The organism is Trueperella bonasi, from assembly GCF_030811535.1.
Lineage (GTDB): Bacteria > Actinomycetota > Actinomycetes > Actinomycetales > Actinomycetaceae > Trueperella > Trueperella bonasi.
Genome location: NZ_JAUSQX010000001.1, coordinates 36963 through 54632, shown reverse-complemented (window position 1 = coordinate 54632; position 17670 = coordinate 36963). Strand labels below are relative to the sequence as shown.

Here is a 17670-nt window from a genome sequence, read left to right as displayed (position 1 = left end):
AATCTTACCTGTGGAAGAATGTGCGGGCCTGTCCTGCCCGCCTTTGAACTCCAAGCTTAGTTGCGCGAAAGAACGCCTCTTGAATGATATTTCCAGACATCTTTGAGTCACCTAATTCGCGCTCGACGAATGAAATTGGCACCTCAACGATCTTGGCCCCCATATCTCGAAACTTGAGCGTCATATCCACCTGGAAAAAGTATCCCTTTGACTCAACAGTTGAAAAATCAAGTCTTTTGAGCGCGTCCGTGCGAAATACTCTAAAGCCGGCAGTCGCGTCTTTCGCAGGTAGGTCCAGCCACAGTTTGATGTAAAGATTACCGGCGCGCGAAAGGAGTTCGCGATGCATCGGCCAGTTCACCACTTCCCCACCATCAACCCACCTCGATCCAATAACCAGATCGGGTTTGTCCGGTTCATCCGCGCGTTCAAGCAATTCAGGTAGGTGTTCTGGCCGGTGAGATCCGTCGGCGTCCATTTCGCACACATGAGTGTATTTTTCATCTATCGCCCATTTAAATCCTGCTAAATAGGCCCGCCCAAGCCCGTCCTTCGTCTTTCGGTGCAGCACGTGAATGTGGGAATCTGCTTGTGCGCGCTCATCGGCGTACGCGCCCGTACCATCTGGCGAATTATCATCAATGACCAAGATGTTTGCGTCGGGAGCGGCCTGACGAGTCCGATCTAAAATCCCTGGCAGTGCCTCACGTTCATTAAAGGTCGGAATGCAAATGAGAGCTTTCATGATCCTCCACGATCGCGAGTTAAAAAAGCAGTTACTCCTGCAACCATAGCGCTTACAGCACCGAGAATGTAGATAGAAAACTCGCGCCCACCCGCACTTCGACTCGCAATCGTCAATGAATCGTGCAAGCCGACTTTCACAACGCGAGCGTCTTGTGTGAACAGTTCGGTTTCGTACAAGACTTTACCGTGGGAGTTGACGACGCCCGAGATGCCAGAGGATGAAACTTGAATGACAGTCCGCCCGTGCTCAATTGCTCGAAAGCGAGACATAGCAAACTGCTGTTCACTGAGCGCGGTATCCCCAAAACTCGCATTGTTTGTTGGAACGACGACGAACTGAGCACCCACCTTCACTGACTCAGCGACGATGCTGGTATAGGCAACTTCGAAGCAGATTGGAACTGCGAGATTTAATGTTTCTTCACCGATGGTCACCGAAACGTTCGCTGGGCCATCCCCTGCGAGCATATCCACACCTATTCGGTCTATTTCAGCTGAGAACTGCCTAAAGAAATCCCGATAGGGTACGTACTCTCCAAATGGTACCGGGTGCTGCTTCGAATACCTGTCAACCACGCCGGCATGGGGTTGGATCACCAACACATCGTTATACCGGCCAGCCTCCACATATTTTTGCGTGCCCATCACCAAAGGGATGCGAGTTTCTTGAACAAGATCAAAAACCATCTCCCCCGCCTGTGGGTCCTCGCGAACATCGCGATCTGAAGACGATTCGGGCCACAAGATCAGATCAGGCGTTACATGTGACGCCGCAAGCATCGTGCGGGTTGCCTCCACGTGATTCTTAGTTACCTGTAGCGCGCGATTTTCCGCATCGTGGGCAGGAATATTACCTTGCACGACACCAATGTTCACAGTGGCACTCGGGCTGGCACCGATTGGCACGAATACGGGTAAAAATACCAGGCAGAGAATAACGATTACACTGGCCATCGCGCCGAGGAATCTCATGCGGGGCGCCATCGCAGCCAGTAGGGCGGCGACGACGGCAACGCCACCAACCAAAGCGGTAGAACCGTACGGTGCCAGTCTGATCAGAGGAGAATCTACGAGAGAAAAGCCCAGTGTTCCCCACGGCATGCCACCAAATGGCCACGAGGACCTGAGCTGTTCCATGGCAAGCCAAGTAAACACTCCAAGGAAGATCTGCACAACCACTCGTCCACCCAGAGGTACGTTTTTCAGGTGGCCAATCCTCGACACAACAGCCCAAATAGCTCCCAGCACGCCGATATATAGCGCCTCCACAGCGGCAAGGGCAACGTGCGCGAGAAGCGTACCTGAGGCAACTGTGGCCCAATAGAAAAGAGGCAGGAAAAATGTAGCGCCCCACACCCACCCGTGAAGAAAGCCTGCGAAGACTCCCCCGTCGCGAACAGCGATCCACAAAAGTGCGATAGCGGCAAATGCGAGAATCCACCATCCGATGGGCGGGTTTGCCGCCCACATGGCGAGCCCGCCGGCAACAGCCGCAATGAAACGAAACACTATTCGATCATACGCCTTGAGTAAAAAAGTAACGCGGGCCGCCAAGCTCCTCGGACCGATCCGTCGGATCGTTTTCTATCGAACTACGCGTAACCCGCGTTCACACTTTGTATCGTGCGTCTATCAAGAATAAGAAACCCGGCATCAGCCTGCAACTTGCAGATTAACTTCTCAGCGTTTAGCACTGCGTTTGCCGCGCGCTAGCGTCAAACTGATTACAGCTATCTCGGCGTGTTGGAGAGCTCGGCGTGTTGGTAGATTTATAACCATTCCCATCGACGCACGAACTCGCGGGCCTGAAATGCGGTCTCAACCAAATTCTCCGCGGCCGCCGTATCAATCATCTGCCCGAGCAAGTCGATGAGCCTGCGATTAGCCGATATGAAATCCCCTACGACGAGCTCACCGTCGGCCAGCACGATCTCCAGATTCGCTCCCGCTGCCCACTGCGTGAAAGCGTCTATTCCTCCCGGGTAGGGTTGTGCTGTCCGAACGATTCCATGATCGGCTTCGATTCGTAATAGGAAGTCAAGGTTTCGGTTGATAGCAGACCATGCGGCTCTTAATTTCGGTTGGGAGGGTAAGTTTGTGCCTAGCCGGCGATCACACAGGAACGCCGAGCAGATCCCTGCAAACTCGGCAGGTGTTAGCTCATTGAGCTGCCTTTCAGTCAGTGATTGAACAATGAGAAGGTCTGCTTCGTTGTGTATTCGCCGTAGTATGTGCGCGCCGGCCGCCAGTTTCACTTCGCCGGAATGTGTGCGTCCACTAGGCCCAGGCTGCAAATAGCCGAGTCTGGATAGTACCGCGGCGGTGGCATCAAACTCCTTTGCCACCGAGTCATCGAAACTCTCGGCAAGGTCTTCTAGCTCATGCCGGCTCGCCTGGAGAGCAATGTATTGAGCCGCGCTGTCAATGTGCTCGGCCAGTTCCGGGCAATGGTGTACGGGATGTGCTTCCAGCTCGGGATTTGACCTCAGCGCGAATCTATCCCACGATCCCGTAAGGTCACGATCTTGGCCGAGTTCTTCGCGTTCGGATATTTCGGCGTAGATGGATTGCGCGATCTGTTCCCGTACCTCAGCCTTCTTTGGTGAAAGCCCAAACGGCAATTGTATTGCCCCAAGATCACGCAATTCGGAGGAAAGTTCGTCTTCGGTTAACCAGATCATATCCCCGTAGACGTCCACAAGGCGTAGCTTACGACCAACTGAAAGAGCCACGCCATACTCGAGTTCGCCTTCGCGCGCATAAGCGTATAAATGTCCAGTCTGAGCGCTTTCCCACGAGTCTTGTATTCGTTGACGGTATTCAGCCTTGGCTCTACGGCGTTCACTTTTAGTGGCCCGATCCGCTCCCCTGCGAATGTGCAGGTACTCGACAAGATCGCCGAGAAGGCATTCGTTTCGAAGTTCGCTCTCCATAGCGCCCATCCGGCTTTGAATTCGTGTGATACGCCCGCTAACTTCGCCCAGGTCAGCATTTCTTTGATACTGGGCAAAGGAAGTACCCATGATTGCGCGGGCATCTTCATACGTGTGGATTGCGAGCAGGTTAACTACCGTGTTGTAGGAGGGAAAGAACGCCGATTCAAGCGGCTCTACTCGGCCCGATCCTAAATCGGCAAGGCGATTGACATCAAGATCGTCGGTGTGTAGTACGACGGCGTGGCCAACCGTGTCTTTCCCACGCCGGCCAGCCCTCCCAATCAGTTGGGTGTATTCGGTAGCGGTCAGCTCAACGAAATCCGCTCCATTCCACTTTTTAAGATCTTCTAGAATCACAGTACGCACCGGCATGTCGATTCCGAGTGCGAGAGTGCCCGTGGCATAGACGAGCTTGAGTAGCCCATCTTCCATCAAGTCTTCAGCGAGTTCTTTAAGAGCGGGAAACATTCCGGCATGGTGCGCGCTAAAGCCTCGAGTCATGGCTTTTGCCCAGAAGTTAAACCGGACTGCCCGCTGGTCTTCCACGGTCAGGTCATCGCGCAAGGCGTTCAAACGGTGGCGGATGATTTTCGCTTCCTCTTTCGTCGTGAGGAAGAGCCCGCCGTCGAGAAGATCTCCTACTGCCCGATCACATCCTTTCCGCGAGAAAATGAAATGTATTGCGGGTAGTAAATCACGCTCTTGGAGCTGTTGGAGCACTCGTTTCCGGCGAGCAACAGCGGTGCCCCGCCTGCGCCTAAACCCTCCAAGATCTTTACGTTCGGCAAGTTTTTCATCCGCGCGCAACAATCTTCGAGAGATTTCACCCTGATCGTCAAAAAGCGGTACGAGCTTTCGTGAGACTGCCACATGTTGCTTGAGCGGAACGGGACGTACCGACGTGGCCACCACCGTGGTGGGGCCGCGAACTGATCGCAGCCATCCAGAAAATTCCTCAGCGTTTGAAATCGTGGCGGAAAGGCTCACCAAGCGGGTATGGGCAGGAAGCTGAAGAATAACCTCTTCCCACACTGGCCCGCGAAATTCGTCCGCGAGATAGTGAACTTCATCGAGCACAACGTAGCCAACGTCAGCTAGCATCTGGTCGTGTTGGAACAGCATATTCCTCAGTACCTCTGTGGTGACCACGAGAATTGGCGCATCGCGATTAATCGTCTGATCCCCCGTCAGCAGGCCAACGTTATCAGCCCCGAGTCGGTCCGCTAGATCTCGGTACTTCTGATTTGTCAGCGCCTTAATCGGGGCGGTATAAATGCAGCGCGAAAGGCGTGCAAGCGCCAATTCAACCGCATATTCAGCCACAACCGTCTTACCGGCACCAGTTGGTGCCAATACGAGAACATCTTTGTCTCCACCCAGCGCGTCGATCGCTTCGAGCTGGAAATCATCAAGATAGATTCCCCGCGCCGAATACGAATCGATGAAGTTCTTGGCAACGAGATCCATCACATCACCAATTTCAACGTTTGTGGCACAATCCGAATGGTTGCAGGTGCCCGGCAGATCTCCTCCCCGTCAGCCATCATTACCGGTAGTTCAGCTCCGTATTCTGGGGCGGGTTCAACGAGGATTTCATTGGTTCGCAAGACATGGACGTTCGGATCTTTCGTGTGTTTGAGCAGTAGGAGTTTCGGTATCAGTTCCACGAGATCCAGTGCGCGAAAACTTGGAGTGACGACGACGTCGAGCAGGCCGTCGTCGGGGAGAGCCTGCGGTGAGATACAAAATCCTCCGCCGAAAAACCTCGTGTTCGCTATCGATAAAAGCATCATCGGACCCGCGTGGCTATGGCCGTCCATCGTGAGTCGAACACCGTAGGGTTTATAGGAACGTAGCGCGCCAATCACTCCGCGAACGTAGCGCAGATTGCCCTTGGGCCATGCGTGCCGGTTAGCGAGATTGTTTGCCTCGGCGTCAATTCCTACCGAAACAATCGCCAAGGCTCGTTCGACGCCGCCGGCCCACTCGATTTCCATCACATCAACGTGCCGGTACCTGCCGCTGAGCAGGGAGGATACGATTTGATGCATGGAATCGTGGACTGAATGAATCGGCAAATCGAATTCACGGGCGATATCGTTGCCGGATCCGGCCGCGATAATGCCGACGGGTATATGGGAATCGCCCACGGCGTTGACCGTGGTGTGAATAAAGCCGTCGCCGCCAACCACGACGAGCGCGTCGATCAGACCATCGCGAATATGGTTTCGCATGGTTCGCATAGATTCGTCAGGGCTGCCGACGGGTAACCACTTCGTATTGACCGGATACATCGCTAGGACGTTACGAAGCACTTGCTGATATTTTTCACTGCGGCCCTTACCGGCAGCAGGATTAAGAGCAACACCAATCTTCATGATCACGCCTCCTTCATGCGCTGCCGAGCTCGGTCGCGCTCGGCTCGTGAGATAGCCGAAAAGCTTCCATCTGTGGTCGATTCCCACCTTTGGGTTGCGTGGTTAAATCGCCTGCGCCGTGCACGGGCACGAACTTCTGAAATCCTGCGACGATCGGCACGGGCATCCTTAATGCGCGCCGGATCATCGTATACGCTCTCAACAGAGCGGTGGGGTTCACTGGCCGGGATAGTCACCTCGCGTATCGCAGCGCTGAACCTGCCGGCCTCAACCCCTAAACCCTTCAGCGAATTCCATATTTCGCGAAGCGTAACGCCAAGATATATTCCTAGGCCAACTAGCCCAAAAAGCAGCACCCACAACCACACGTCAGCGTTCCTGTTCCTCGAGGTATGCGCGCGCATCATTCGCCACGGCTTGTTGGATTCTATCCGGCTTCACCGCGATAACGGCGTCGCCAATCCGAATTAGCAAAGTACGTAGCCACGATAGCGAAGAGACCGTGAGCTCAATAATCAATAGCCCGTTAATTTCCGTGAGCTTGTCCACAGGTAGGGTTTCGGCTACCCAGCGAGCGCGTGGTTCGAGGATGATCTGTACGGTTTCGCCGGCAAAATTTCCCTGACTTTTGTACTGGTTAAGAATGTCTTTTTCGAGGTCGCGGGTATATTTCTGCTCGAGCATTTGTGCGCTTACAAACCGGTCAAGTCGATAGGTGCGTAACACGGTGCCTTTCGCAGCTATGAGTAGCGGATTGGCGCCCGTCGTTACGGATATCGGAGCGACGACGGCGACGTGGGACTTCAGCCTGAGATTACTTCCCATTTTCAAGTAGACAATCGAAACTAGTCGCCTATCCTTGATTGCTCGGGCGAGCTCGTCAGCAATCCCCCTGTCGAGATTCACTGTGGGAGCCGGCCAGAGAGCATGCGCAAAGCCAGCCTCTTCGGTTGCCTTCGCGATCCGTTGGCGAAGATCCATCAGTTGGCGGCGAGTCTGGGCGTCCACCGACCTGGACATCTCATCTATGAGAGCGAGTAAGGAAATTATTTCGGCAAGTGTTAAAGCGGAAGTGACATCAGTTTGATTGTCGATCAAGGTAACCGGATCGTCGAGATCTTCGGGAATAACGACGTCGACGGGAGTCTCATAGTAACCGCCCACGCTAATTTCCGTCGTAAATAAGCCCATCAACTCATCGCGCATTTTCGATGGCTGAGTTGTGAAGTGCTCGGCCAGATCTCGAAGTCTCACAGGGTTGTTTTTTAGATAGGCCAAGATTGAAATTTTTCGAGTCAGCGATAGATCAGCCACGGCGCTCCTCCCCCAGCTGCGCCAGGTGCCTGAGGCGGTTTTCAAATTCACGACACACGTTTTTTGGGCCGATAAGCTTCGCATCCAAGCCGTAGAACATGAGGTCAGAGTAAAGTTGGCCGCGATCGATATCACGAAGCTCGATGACGTATCCGTCCTCGCAGCGTTGAACATCTGACGCTTGCCATATCAACGGTAGTTCACGGCTGAGCCAAACTCGCGCAGTGACCGGTGAGAGCAGAGTTTCCTCGGTTTCATCAAAGGCGTGCGAGAGGGCGCTGTCCAAGATTTTCACTTTGCCGTGCAAACGGTCAAGTTTGTACATTCGGTTACCTCGTGATGATCTGCCTTCCACGTGAATCTGGTAACCGCGAAGATAAAACGCGCCCAGGTGTACCTCTAACCTGAATGGCTCGACGGTATAGAGCTCGGGGGCAGCTGCACGTGTACCTCGATAGGAAAATTGGATACGCCGCCCTAACTGGATTGCTGCCGCGATTGACACAACTTCTTCACCGCGTGGGGTGTGAACGGTCAGGTTAGTCGCCGAAGTGGTTACCATACCACTCGATAGGAGCTTGGTCACTCCCTGCTGTGCGTAGGCAAGGGCAGACGACTTCGCTTTCGAACCAAGAAGCGATCGGAGAATGCCGAGCTCAACCCCGGTGCAATCAACATGAATATTGCCCGAATCGTCGAGTAGGTATCGGCCGTTATCGTCCACGTTAATGTGATAGCCAGATTCGCGTAAGCCTTGAAGGTCGCGCTCCGCGTACCGGCGCACATGATCGGGGTTAATTCCTTGATATGCCGGCATCGCAATAATTTGGTCCATGGTCGGTTTGGACCTGCGAATGTAGACGAGCAGCGCGAAGCGCCGCTGATCAACGGGCCTACTATCTTCGGTCATGGAACCCACCTTAATGCACTAGGCTCGTAGTCGTGATGAGGTGGACAAGCGCACAGATAGAGCGAGAACGTTCGGCTTGGGGGCAAGCGATCGAATACGACGCGCGGCTTGACGACGGCTCAACGGTGCGCGCATTAGCCTATGCCCCGCAGGTTGGGCGCCCGCGGGTTGGAGAGCGCGTACTTCTAACATCGGCAGCGCTTGAGCGCAGGCTCGGAACTGGCGGATACGCCATGATCGTTGCCATACCCGAACGACTACCGACCGAGCGGCTCGAAGCCTCCGGGCACGTCATGAAAGCGCGCTATACACCTATGCAATACATGGTGCAGGGAGTCGACGAGGAAGAATCGGGGCACCACCACGTTCTTCGGCAGGCGAATTCGATCGCGCGAATGCCAGTCATTGCAGCAGATCTACATTCTGCGCTGCCCGCAATCGTTGCGGGAGTTCAGTACGCAGCCAAGGAAGCCAGAATCGCCTACGTCATGACCGACGGCGGAGCGCTACCGGCCTGGTTTTCTAAAACGGCTCATCAGCTCACGGAAACTGGCGATATTCTAGGCACGATCACCGCCGGTCAAGCCTATGGTGGCCAGCTGGAGGCAGTGAATGTTTACACGGCGCTCCTTGCTGCAAAGCTCGTGTGGCACGCCGACGTGACCATCGTGACTCAAGGCCCCGGAAATCTGGGAACGGATACCCGGTGGGGTTTTTCCGGAACCTCTACTGGAGAGGTTCTCAATGCTGCCCATACGCTTGACGGCCAGCCAATCGCAGCTATACGAGCATCGGAAGGTGATCCTCGTGAACGTCACCGAGGTATTTCTCACCATACGATCCGCGTGCTGAGCGATATCGTGCGAGTGCCGTGCGACGTCGTCGTTCCTGAACTTCCCGAGGACTCGCCGGTTGCGCCCAAGATTAGCCGGCAACTTTCCGAGCTTTCCACACGCGATCATCTGCGTTTTACCACCATTCCTATACAGGGCTTAGATGAGGTATTGCGCGATCCGCCCGCTCCGCTTCAAACGATGGGGCGCTCCTACCAAGAAGACCGACTTGCCTTTCTTGCGGCAGCTGCTGCTGGCGTGTTTGCCGCACAGTCATTGTCTTGAGGTGACAATAGTGCCCCAGACGATCCGCTAAATTCGCGAAGTAATAATCGGGGTGACGATAATGCCACGCGCACCGACGTCGTGAAGCTCATCCATGACCCGATTCATGGTCGAGCGTTCGACCATCGCCCTCACAGCCACCCAGTTCTCATCGTGCAGCGGGGAAACTGTAGGAGATTGATATCCGGGCGTCAGCTTGACTGCTCCATCCAAGTGTTCACGCTGGATGTCGTAGTCCATCAACACGTAATTCCGTGCCATGATGACACCTTCGAGGCGCCCATCCAAAATGGCAATATCCCGGGTGACATCCGTATCAGCATGACGAATCAAAATCGCCTCGGATTTCAAAAGTGGTTCGCCAAACACATCCATGCCGGCAGCGCGCAGAGTCGAACCAGTTTCGACGACGTCGGCTACCGCATCGGCCACCCCGAGCCGGACTGAGCTTTCAACCGCGCCGTCCAAGTGCACGACCTCGGCTTCAATACCGTGTTCCGTCAAGTAATTCTTGACGAGGGCATCATAGGACGTTGCGATCCGCTTGCCACGTAGATCGTCAATCGTCAGACCTTTGCCGTCGGGAGCTGCGAATCTGAAGGTTGCTTGAGCGAACCCAAGGCCTCGGTGTTCAACTGCGTGAGCGCCAGAATCAAGGAGTAGATCACGGCCGGTAATTCCAACGTCAACAGTGCCTGCGCCCACATAAACCGCAACATCGCGGGGGCGGATATAGAAAAATTCGACCTTGTTTTCGGTGTCGACAAGTACGAGCTCACGGCTTTCGCGGCGCTGGCGATAGCCTGCCTCAGCAAGCATACGGGAGGCGGGTTCGGACAGGGAGCCCTTGTTAGGCACAGCGATACGAAGCATTTTTCTCCTAAAGGTAACGATAGACGTCTTCGAGGGTAAGACCACGCTTGATGAGCATGAGTTGGAGGTGGTACAAAAGTTGCGAAGCTTCCTCAGCGAGTTCTTCATCTGATTCGTATTCGGCGGCGATCCACACTTCGCCCGCTTCTTCTAAGATCTTTTTCCCGATGACGTGGACGCCAGCGTCAAGTTCCTTTACAGACCCCGATCCTTCTGGCCGGGTCCGAGCTTTATCAGACAATTCTTCAAACAATTCCTCAAAGGTTTTCACGAGGCTCATTGTATCCGAGTTCGGTTAGAGGGAATTATTCGTCCGATAGTCAAGAACTGCCAACGTATAGGCGTCTTCTGCTGCAACGGGGGTTTCTAAAAGTTCAGCATCCTCCATGAATTCGGACATCTGCGCCCACAGCTGCACATCTTGGTGTCCGAAGCTTTGGCCACCGGAATACAACTCAAGAGTCGCATCCAGTACCTGTGCTGCAAGCTCGCGCTGTTCAGGATCGGCAAGGGAAGGTACGTAAGAACGCGTGATATCTAATGCGGCCTCGGGATCAGCGGTGGCATTTCGAGTTCCTTGTTCAAGCGCCTCAACTACCTTCGCCAACGTTTCGGGATCTAGATGATCGGCCATGCTGCCCAGTCCGACGCCGATCAACGGCAATCGTCCTTCAACCAATGGCAGTTCGACGACGTCGATCCCGGCGTGTCGCATCGCCACGACGTCGTTATTGGAAAACCCTATAATTGCGTCTACAGAATCTGTTGCTAAAGCCGTGGTTTGTGTATACCCGATGTAATTAATATCTACGTCTTCAAGGCCGTATTCGTCGATCATTGCAAGAAGCGCGAAGTAGTTTTCGCCGTACGGACCGGGAAGACCGACAGATTTGCCTTCCAAATCGGCTGCGGAGTTGATGTCGGAGTCGGCTTTGACGATGAGCGCTACGGGATATGTTTGATACATCGTCGCCCAATTCACGATGTCGACACCGGTTGAGCGGGCTTGCATCATTTCGTCGCCGCCGGCAAATACGATGTCTTCTTCGCCGGCTTGGATTGCACCAAAAAGAGATTCTTGGGCGCCATGGTGCCTAATCGTGATATCCAATCCGGCATCCGCGAAATAGCCGTTAGCTTCAGCTACGTAGACCGGAGCGAATTGGACATCGGGAATATAGGTGAGACCAATGGTGAGCGTCTCTTGCTCTTGAGGCGTGCTCGGGCCACCAGACGAGCAACTCGTCAGAAGTAAAAGGGCAAGCAGGGCAAGTATCTTTTTCATCGTCTATCTTTCCGAAACAGCGGCATAAACGCGGTTTTCTAACGAGAGAATCGTGGCATATATCGCTATCGCTGCGAGTGCCAGAATGATGATCGCGGCGAACATTCCAGGCAGGTCATTCAGTGCTTGGGCGCCGGTGAGGATAATGCCCAGTCCAGTTTGACCGCCAATGACCATCTCACCCACGACCGCTCCGGTAATTGAGAGGGTAAAACCGTTGCGTAATCCTGCCAAGATATTTGGTGCGGCAAGAGGTAACTTCACGTGAACGAGCATGGAGAGCCCGTTCGCCCCGTCAATTTGCGCGGCTCCGATGATCTCTGGATCTATCGCTCGCACGCCGACTGTCGTGTTGATGACGATTGGGAATATCACCATGATCGTACACAGTGCCACAATGGCAGACGTGCCGTACCCCACCCAGATGACGAGCAGCGGTGCGATGGCAACTGCCGGTATCGCTTGCGAAGCTGCCAAATAGGGCTGGATCGTCGCGGCCAAAGTTTTCAAGTGCGCGATAGCAAACCCGAGTGGAATTCCCATTGCTGCGGCGAAGAGACAGCCTGCGAGTGCCTCATACAATGTTTGGACTGTTGCGCGCAGAAGATAGCCATCACTGATTCCTGATGCAATCCTGTCATAGACGTGCGCGGGTGTTGGTAGCGCCCAACTTCCAACAATGCCCGTTTCGGTGGCAACGATCCATGCGAGGAAGATGACTGCCCCAAACAAGACCGGGGCAATCCATGTCATCTTCGGTTTCATTCATCCTCTCCCCAAGCTTCGGGGCTAGGACGGGACGGCCAAGATACCACTTTTCATGGCAATGAGCCTGCCCTGCTTCTTCCATCCGGACTTTTACCGTCGGTTGAGGAATTCCACCTCATCAGCCGGCCTGTAGCCGGGTCGCGGACTTTTACCGCCGGTTCAGATTTCCACTGACCCCGAAGCATCTACAGTATAGGCGCAAATCTTTTTCAGTGTGTATGACCAAGGACTAAAGAACGTAGGTGGTCAACTTCCGCGTAAGCATCTTCAGCCTTATATACCGCAGATCCGGCGACGAAAGTGTCAGCACCCGCATCGGCGGCAATCTCGATGGTATCGCGCGAGACTCCCCCATCAACCTGCACCCACACATCTAATCCGTGCTTGTCGATCGCTTCGCGTGTGCGGCTGACTTTGGGCATCATCGAGTGGATAAAGGACTGCCCACCAAAGCCCGGTTCTACCGTCATAATCAAAATCATGTCGAACTCGTCAAGAATATCTAGATAGGGTTCGATCGGTGTTGCCGGCTTGAGCCCTAGGCCAGCTCGGACGCCCATGCTCCGAAGTTCCCTAGCTAATCGAAGCGGAGCAGCGGCAGCCTCGGCATGGAAAGTAACGGATTTGGCGCCAGCTTCCGCATACTGCGGCGCCCACCGGTCCGGGTCCTCAATCATGAGGTGAGTATCAATCGGAATTTCACTCACCTCAATAATCGCTTCAACAATTGGTAGTCCCATCGTCAGATTGGGAACGAAATGGTTATCCATGACATCCACATGCGCCCAGTCGGCGTTGCGGATTTTGTGGAGCTCACCTTTGAGGTCAGAAAAATCGCAATTTAATATTGATGGATTAATACGCATACCTTGAGCCTATCGCTTCTTTATCAGGGCCAAGTACATTGCATCCGACTTGTGCTCGTCTGGCCATAGTTGTAGGTAATTGCCGTCGTTAGTAAACTCTCGTGTCGATTCGCCGGATGCGATCGCATTTGCATTTAGGACCTCGGCATCGGGCCTTCCCATGAGGAATGTGTCCACCACCTGTGTTGTTTCGGCTAGGTATGGCGAACATGTGGCATATCCGAGCACACCGCCGCTCCTTAGCGCTTGCCAACCTGATTCAAGCAGGGAAAGTTGAAGTTTGACCAAATCTAGAGCATCGGAGGCTTCTTTGTTCCACCGGGCCTCAGGCCGGCGCCGAAGCGCTCCAATTCCGGTACATGGCGCATCAATGAGCACTCGATCATAACGTTCCGGCTCTTCAAGGCCAATGTCGCGCCCGTCTCCCAAGCGCAGATTAACTCGATCGGCCCAAGGTTCAACCGAGTCCGCAACGAGGTCAAGCCGGTGTTCGTGAACCTCGTTGGCAAATATCGTCACATTGGGATTGAACGCTGCGAGTGTCGCCGTCTTTCCGCCCGGGCCGGCACACATGTCCAACCAAGCCCGATCCGGGCCGGCTATCGGCGCAGCGGCAAAGGTACGCGCAACTAATTGAGAGCCTTCATCCTGGACGCCTGCGAGACGATCTTTGACAGCGAAGACCCGCCCGGGATCACCTCCTTGAAGAAGCACCGCACTGTCAACTAGGTAGCCGGGCTGGCTGGTCATCCGCCCGCGTTCAATATCGGCGCGCAACTTGCTGACCGAAATCTTTCTAGCCACGAGGGCAACAGCCGCGGGCTCATTATGTGCCCGCAAAACGGAGATGAGATCTTTGTGTGAACGTCCGTGTGCACGAAGGGACTCTGATAGCGCACGAACGATCCACCGGGGGTGAGAAAACCAATCCGATAGGAAACCCACGGAGTTCACCTTGCCGTGATCGTCTTTCAATTGGTCCTGCCACTGCTTCAAGGATCGTTCAGACACGCGGCGCAAGACCGCATTCGTAAAGCCCGATGCTCCCGAACCAATCTTATTACGTGCGAGCATAACCGTTTCATGAATTGCCGCATGTGGCGGGGTGTTCATATCGAGTAGCTGATGGGCACCCATGCGGAGCAAAACACGAACCTCTGGATCAATGTCTTGCCTATCCATACAGTGGGCAAGAAGTGCGTCCCACCTGCCTTGCATTCGAAGCGTACCGTACGTGAGGTTGGTCGCGTAGGCAGCGTCCTGGCGATTCAGCCGTGCCGCACGTATTGCCCGCGGCAGAGCGATATTCGCGTAGGCACCATCGACTTCGACATCCATGAGCACGTCAAAACAAACAGATCGAGCCGGATCAGATGTATGTCTTCCAGGGCGCCAGTTTTTGGGGCGGTTATTCATCGCCACCTCCTATCTCAAAAGCCTTGTCAACGAGCCCGCGTGCCCAGTCGCTCGCGCACATCCACGGCTTACCTGCCTGCGCTACGCTGCTGAGTTCTACGGCCGTCGTTGACGTTCCAACGAGAACTGATTCACCGGCGCGAATCTCACCGGGTGCAAGTCCGTCGATGCTCGTAGCGGCAACCGGGCCAAGTTTGACACGCGTTGTGCCCAGTTCAGTCCACGCCCCAGGTGCCGGCCACCATCCGCGACTTTGGGCGGAAATCTGTTCGGCTGGTTGGGACCAGATCATTCGTGCATCTTTTGACGTGAGACGGGGAGCAAAAGTTGGCTCACCCTCCTGTGGCATTGATTTCGCCTCGCCAACTTCGATAGCGCTCAGCACGCGCGAAAGCTGCTTTGCGCCGCTTTTGGCTAGCTCCTCAAGTAGATCGCCGGCTGTATCCGCCGCGGTCAGTTCTCGCTTCGCAATGTCGAAGACGGGCCCAGTATCGAGCCCCTCCTGAATCTGAAAGACAGCCGTACCGGTTTGGGTATCCCCCGCCGCAATCGCATATTGAACGGGTGCTGCCCCGCGCCAACGCGGTAGACACGAAAAGTGCAAATTGATCCAACCGAATCTCGGTACGGTGAGGAGTTCTTTCGGTACCAGCATTCCGTATGCCACGACGGCGACAGCATCGGGCTCATAAGAAGCGATTTCTTCTTGAATTACGGCGTCTTTTAACGACGACGGCGTCATCACCGGTATTTCTAGTGCGAGTGCGCGCTCGTGGATAGCGCTCTTGGTGATCACCCGCTTGCGCCCCACCGGCGCGGGCGCCCTCGTCAAAACACCGACCACTTTGTGGTCACGGACAAGGGCCTCTAGCGCGGGCACAGCGACATTTGGAGTTCCAGCAAATAAAATACGCACTGACCCATCATATAAGGTTGGCCGGGTCCTCAGAACTACAGTGGTGGATCAACCACGATTCGCAGGCCCACAGCTATGCGGTGGGCCGAGGCGGCGCGATAGGCGCTATAGATAAGCGCAGTTTTTTCCTGCCGGTCTTTTTCAGCAAAACGCACGTAGGCAACCACTTGTTCACCAGCCGGATTTGGCCCCAGTACAGCCATGCCTGGAATCACATCATGGGCCCCACCAAGGAATAGTGCATCGACGGAATCTTCAGTAGCTTCGAAGCCATGTTCGTGCGCGGAAGTGCGCAGGACTCCGAGAAACTCGCGAAGGGAAGATTCGGGACCTTTGATTTCCACCCACACAGCAGTTGGTGGCAAGCCGATATTGCAACGGTCTTCGAGTAAGTTATCTACCCAATCTGCAAAATTCCAAGACTGGATGGGAGCGATAAGCTCACCTGGAACGTCACCGACGACAAGCAACTTTCCACCATTTGCTCTGGCTCTAATGTGCCCAGCGGTATGGGCGATGGTGCGAAGGAAATACACTTCGGCTTCAAGCCGAGACGATCGCAGCAGGTAACCGGCATCGAGAATGATGCCGGACGCGTAGCCACCTTCAACAGTGGGAATGACGCCGGGAGTGGAAACTACTATCCGGCGTGAATCATCGAGCGTCGACCGGGCCTGCCCCACGCCGGCGATGTGAAGAGTTTCGCCTCTGAATGCGCGGCCAATCTCCTGTGCGGTGCGCTGCGAGCCTATGCGAATGGCACGTAGACGAGTGCCGCGACATTGACTGCAGCTAAAATTTCTATGGACGAGGGAACAGCGTGTGCAAACCGGGGGCGAATCAGGTTGTGTTATGGCCAGAGTGGCCGTGCACTGCACGCACCTTGCGATCTCCCTGCAATTTTGGCAGGCAAGCAATGGAACATATCCTGCCTGCGGAACCACGAACAGCACGGGGCCGCGCTCGAGACCCGATCGCGTGACCTTGAAAACAGGTGATGGCATCCGCGCCAAATCGACGCCTTCCGCACGAAAATCATTGACAGACAGAGTCTGCGCAACCCCGTTGCGAAGCTCGCTCGCTGCGGGCGTGATCCATCTGGTAAAACCGGCTCTCGTCAACTGCCCCACATGGGCGGAGGGGCCGTAGTTAAAGGCAAGGAATCCGGCACCCGTTTGGTGCGCGCGAATGGTGAGAACTTCGCGCGCATGTATATAGGGAGCACGCGGCTCGGCAAAAGCTGAATGCTGATCATCAATAATCACCAAGAGGCCGGGATTTTTCACGGGCGCCCAAACCGCCGAACGGGTTCCAACCACAATCCGAATTCGGCCCGCGAGTACCTCAAGAAATGTTAGATACCGTGTCGCGTGATCATCTTCGGAGACCATCAGGGCCACGGGCTCGCCGACGCTGGCTTCCAGCAAACTCTGAAGCTTCCGGGCCCGCGCAGACGTTGGTAAGACCACGATAATACTCTGCTCGGCATGCCGAACCGTAGTGACCAAAAATGGCAGCAGATCTTGCAACCTATCGCCGGCTAGGAGCTGAACAGCAGCACTTGGCCGCTTTCCGGAGGCATACTGAGAGACGAATTCCGCTCCCCCAATGTACCTATTCCACGCACTATCTGGCTGATTGACGATCGGATGTGCCGTACTTTTCGGCAATTTAAGAAATTCTTTTTCGGCCCGTGCGTGGCGCTGCGGAACCGCCAGGCGCACGGCCGTTGAAACGGGACTGGCCTGCCGGCTGGCTACAGATCTGCACAACTGAAGCACCTCGGGTGTTAGCACACCTATCGAAGAGACGAGTCTGTGAATGGGCCGAAGCCTGTGATAGTTAGTGGACGTGGAGCGCTCAACTATGAAGCCGTCGACTCTACGCGAACCGATGTCCACCACCACGCGCGCACCAACCTCAGCGTTAGCCATTTTTTGTGGAATTTCGTAGTCGAAGAACCTGTCCATATGAGGTTGCGGGATATCTGGCAGAACTCGAGCTACTGGAAGCTCAACGCCGGATTCTATATCGCGCGCTACAGGATCCAAGGAGAGTAGTTCCTCCTGGAATCCGTAATCCGGCAGATTAAACAGCCCATCGCTTTCACTCATGCACGTATTCAATCACGAGTGAGGGTCAC

The 17670-nt window shown here is 54.8% G+C and carries 15 protein-coding genes and 1 riboswitch; of the genes, 1 reads left to right on the top strand and 14 read right to left on the bottom strand.

Annotated features, from left to right (window positions below; genetic code table 11):
• Positions 1–4: 4 nt before the first annotated feature.
• From J2S70_RS00230 to J2S70_RS00205, 6 genes are all read right to left on the bottom strand, one after another.
• Positions 5–745, bottom strand: a complete 741-nt coding sequence (locus J2S70_RS00230; protein WP_307681749.1) for a polyprenol monophosphomannose synthase — start codon at positions 743–745, stop codon at positions 5–7.
• Positions 742–2256: an apolipoprotein N-acyltransferase gene (lnt, locus tag J2S70_RS00225; RefSeq protein WP_307681748.1), complete on the bottom strand. Its 1515-nt coding sequence runs from the start codon at positions 2254–2256 to the stop codon at positions 742–744. The genes J2S70_RS00230 and lnt overlap by 4 nt, the downstream gene beginning before the upstream one ends.
• A gap of 260 nt (positions 2257–2516) precedes the next feature.
• Positions 2517–5150: a DEAD/DEAH box helicase gene (locus J2S70_RS00220; protein ID WP_307681747.1), complete on the bottom strand. Its 2634-nt coding sequence runs from the start codon at positions 5148–5150 to the stop codon at positions 2517–2519.
• Positions 5150–6061: a diacylglycerol/lipid kinase family protein gene (locus tag J2S70_RS00215; RefSeq protein ID WP_307681746.1), complete on the bottom strand. Its 912-nt coding sequence runs from the start codon at positions 6059–6061 to the stop codon at positions 5150–5152. The genes J2S70_RS00220 and J2S70_RS00215 overlap by 1 nt, the downstream gene beginning before the upstream one ends.
• Before the next feature lie 369 nt (positions 6062–6430).
• Positions 6431–7375 (bottom strand): helix-turn-helix transcriptional regulator, encoded by a 945-nt coding sequence (locus J2S70_RS00210; protein WP_307681745.1) that lies wholly within the window; start codon positions 7373–7375, stop codon positions 6431–6433.
• Positions 7368–8285, bottom strand: coding sequence for a WYL domain-containing protein (locus J2S70_RS00205; protein ID WP_307681744.1), 918 nt, complete (start codon positions 8283–8285; stop codon positions 7368–7370). Before J2S70_RS00205 ends, J2S70_RS00210 begins: the two co-directional genes overlap by 8 nt.
• A gap of 35 nt (positions 8286–8320) precedes the next feature.
• Between J2S70_RS00205 and J2S70_RS00200 the strand changes: the two genes are divergently transcribed.
• Positions 8321–9403 carry a DUF3866 family protein gene (locus J2S70_RS00200; protein ID WP_307681743.1) on the top strand — a complete coding sequence of 361 codons (1083 nt, stop codon included), beginning with the start codon at positions 8321–8323 and terminating at the stop codon, positions 9401–9403.
• Positions 9404–9430: 27 nt separating this feature from the next.
• On the opposite strand, the gene hisG is transcribed toward J2S70_RS00200, so the two are convergent.
• From hisG to J2S70_RS00160, 8 genes are all read right to left on the bottom strand, one after another.
• The gene (hisG, locus tag J2S70_RS00195) at positions 9431–10276 is read right to left on the bottom strand and encodes an ATP phosphoribosyltransferase (RefSeq protein WP_307681742.1); all 846 of its coding nucleotides are present in this window, start codon (positions 10274–10276) and stop codon (positions 9431–9433) included.
• A 7-nt stretch (positions 10277–10283) separates the two neighbouring features.
• Positions 10284–10547, bottom strand: a complete 264-nt coding sequence (locus J2S70_RS00190) for a phosphoribosyl-ATP diphosphatase (RefSeq protein ID WP_307681741.1) — start codon at positions 10545–10547, stop codon at positions 10284–10286.
• Positions 10548–10571: 24 nt separating this feature from the next.
• Positions 10572–11561: an ABC transporter substrate-binding protein gene (locus J2S70_RS00185; protein ID WP_307681740.1), complete on the bottom strand. Its 990-nt coding sequence runs from the start codon at positions 11559–11561 to the stop codon at positions 10572–10574.
• Between the two features lie 3 nt (positions 11562–11564).
• Positions 11565–12314, bottom strand: coding sequence for an ABC transporter permease (locus tag J2S70_RS00180; protein ID WP_307681739.1), 750 nt, complete (start codon positions 12312–12314; stop codon positions 11565–11567).
• A gap of 81 nt (positions 12315–12395) precedes the next feature.
• A riboswitch (FMN riboswitch) is annotated at positions 12396–12517 on the bottom strand.
• 21 nt (positions 12518–12538) lie between these two features.
• Entirely contained in the window at positions 12539–13195 is a 657-nt protein-coding gene (rpe, locus tag J2S70_RS00175) for a ribulose-phosphate 3-epimerase (RefSeq protein ID WP_307681738.1), read from the bottom strand.
• Between the two features lie 9 nt (positions 13196–13204).
• Positions 13205–14611: a transcription antitermination factor NusB gene (locus J2S70_RS00170; protein WP_307681737.1), complete on the bottom strand. Its 1407-nt coding sequence runs from the start codon at positions 14609–14611 to the stop codon at positions 13205–13207.
• Positions 14604–15527 carry a methionyl-tRNA formyltransferase gene (gene fmt, locus J2S70_RS00165; RefSeq protein ID WP_307681736.1) on the bottom strand — a complete coding sequence of 308 codons (924 nt, stop codon included), beginning with the start codon at positions 15525–15527 and terminating at the stop codon, positions 14604–14606. Before fmt ends, J2S70_RS00170 begins: the two co-directional genes overlap by 8 nt.
• Before the next feature lie 35 nt (positions 15528–15562).
• Positions 15563–17641, bottom strand: coding sequence for a primosomal protein N' family DNA-binding protein (locus tag J2S70_RS00160; protein ID WP_307681735.1), 2079 nt, complete (start codon positions 17639–17641; stop codon positions 15563–15565).
• Between the last annotated feature and the right edge of the window lie 29 nt (positions 17642–17670).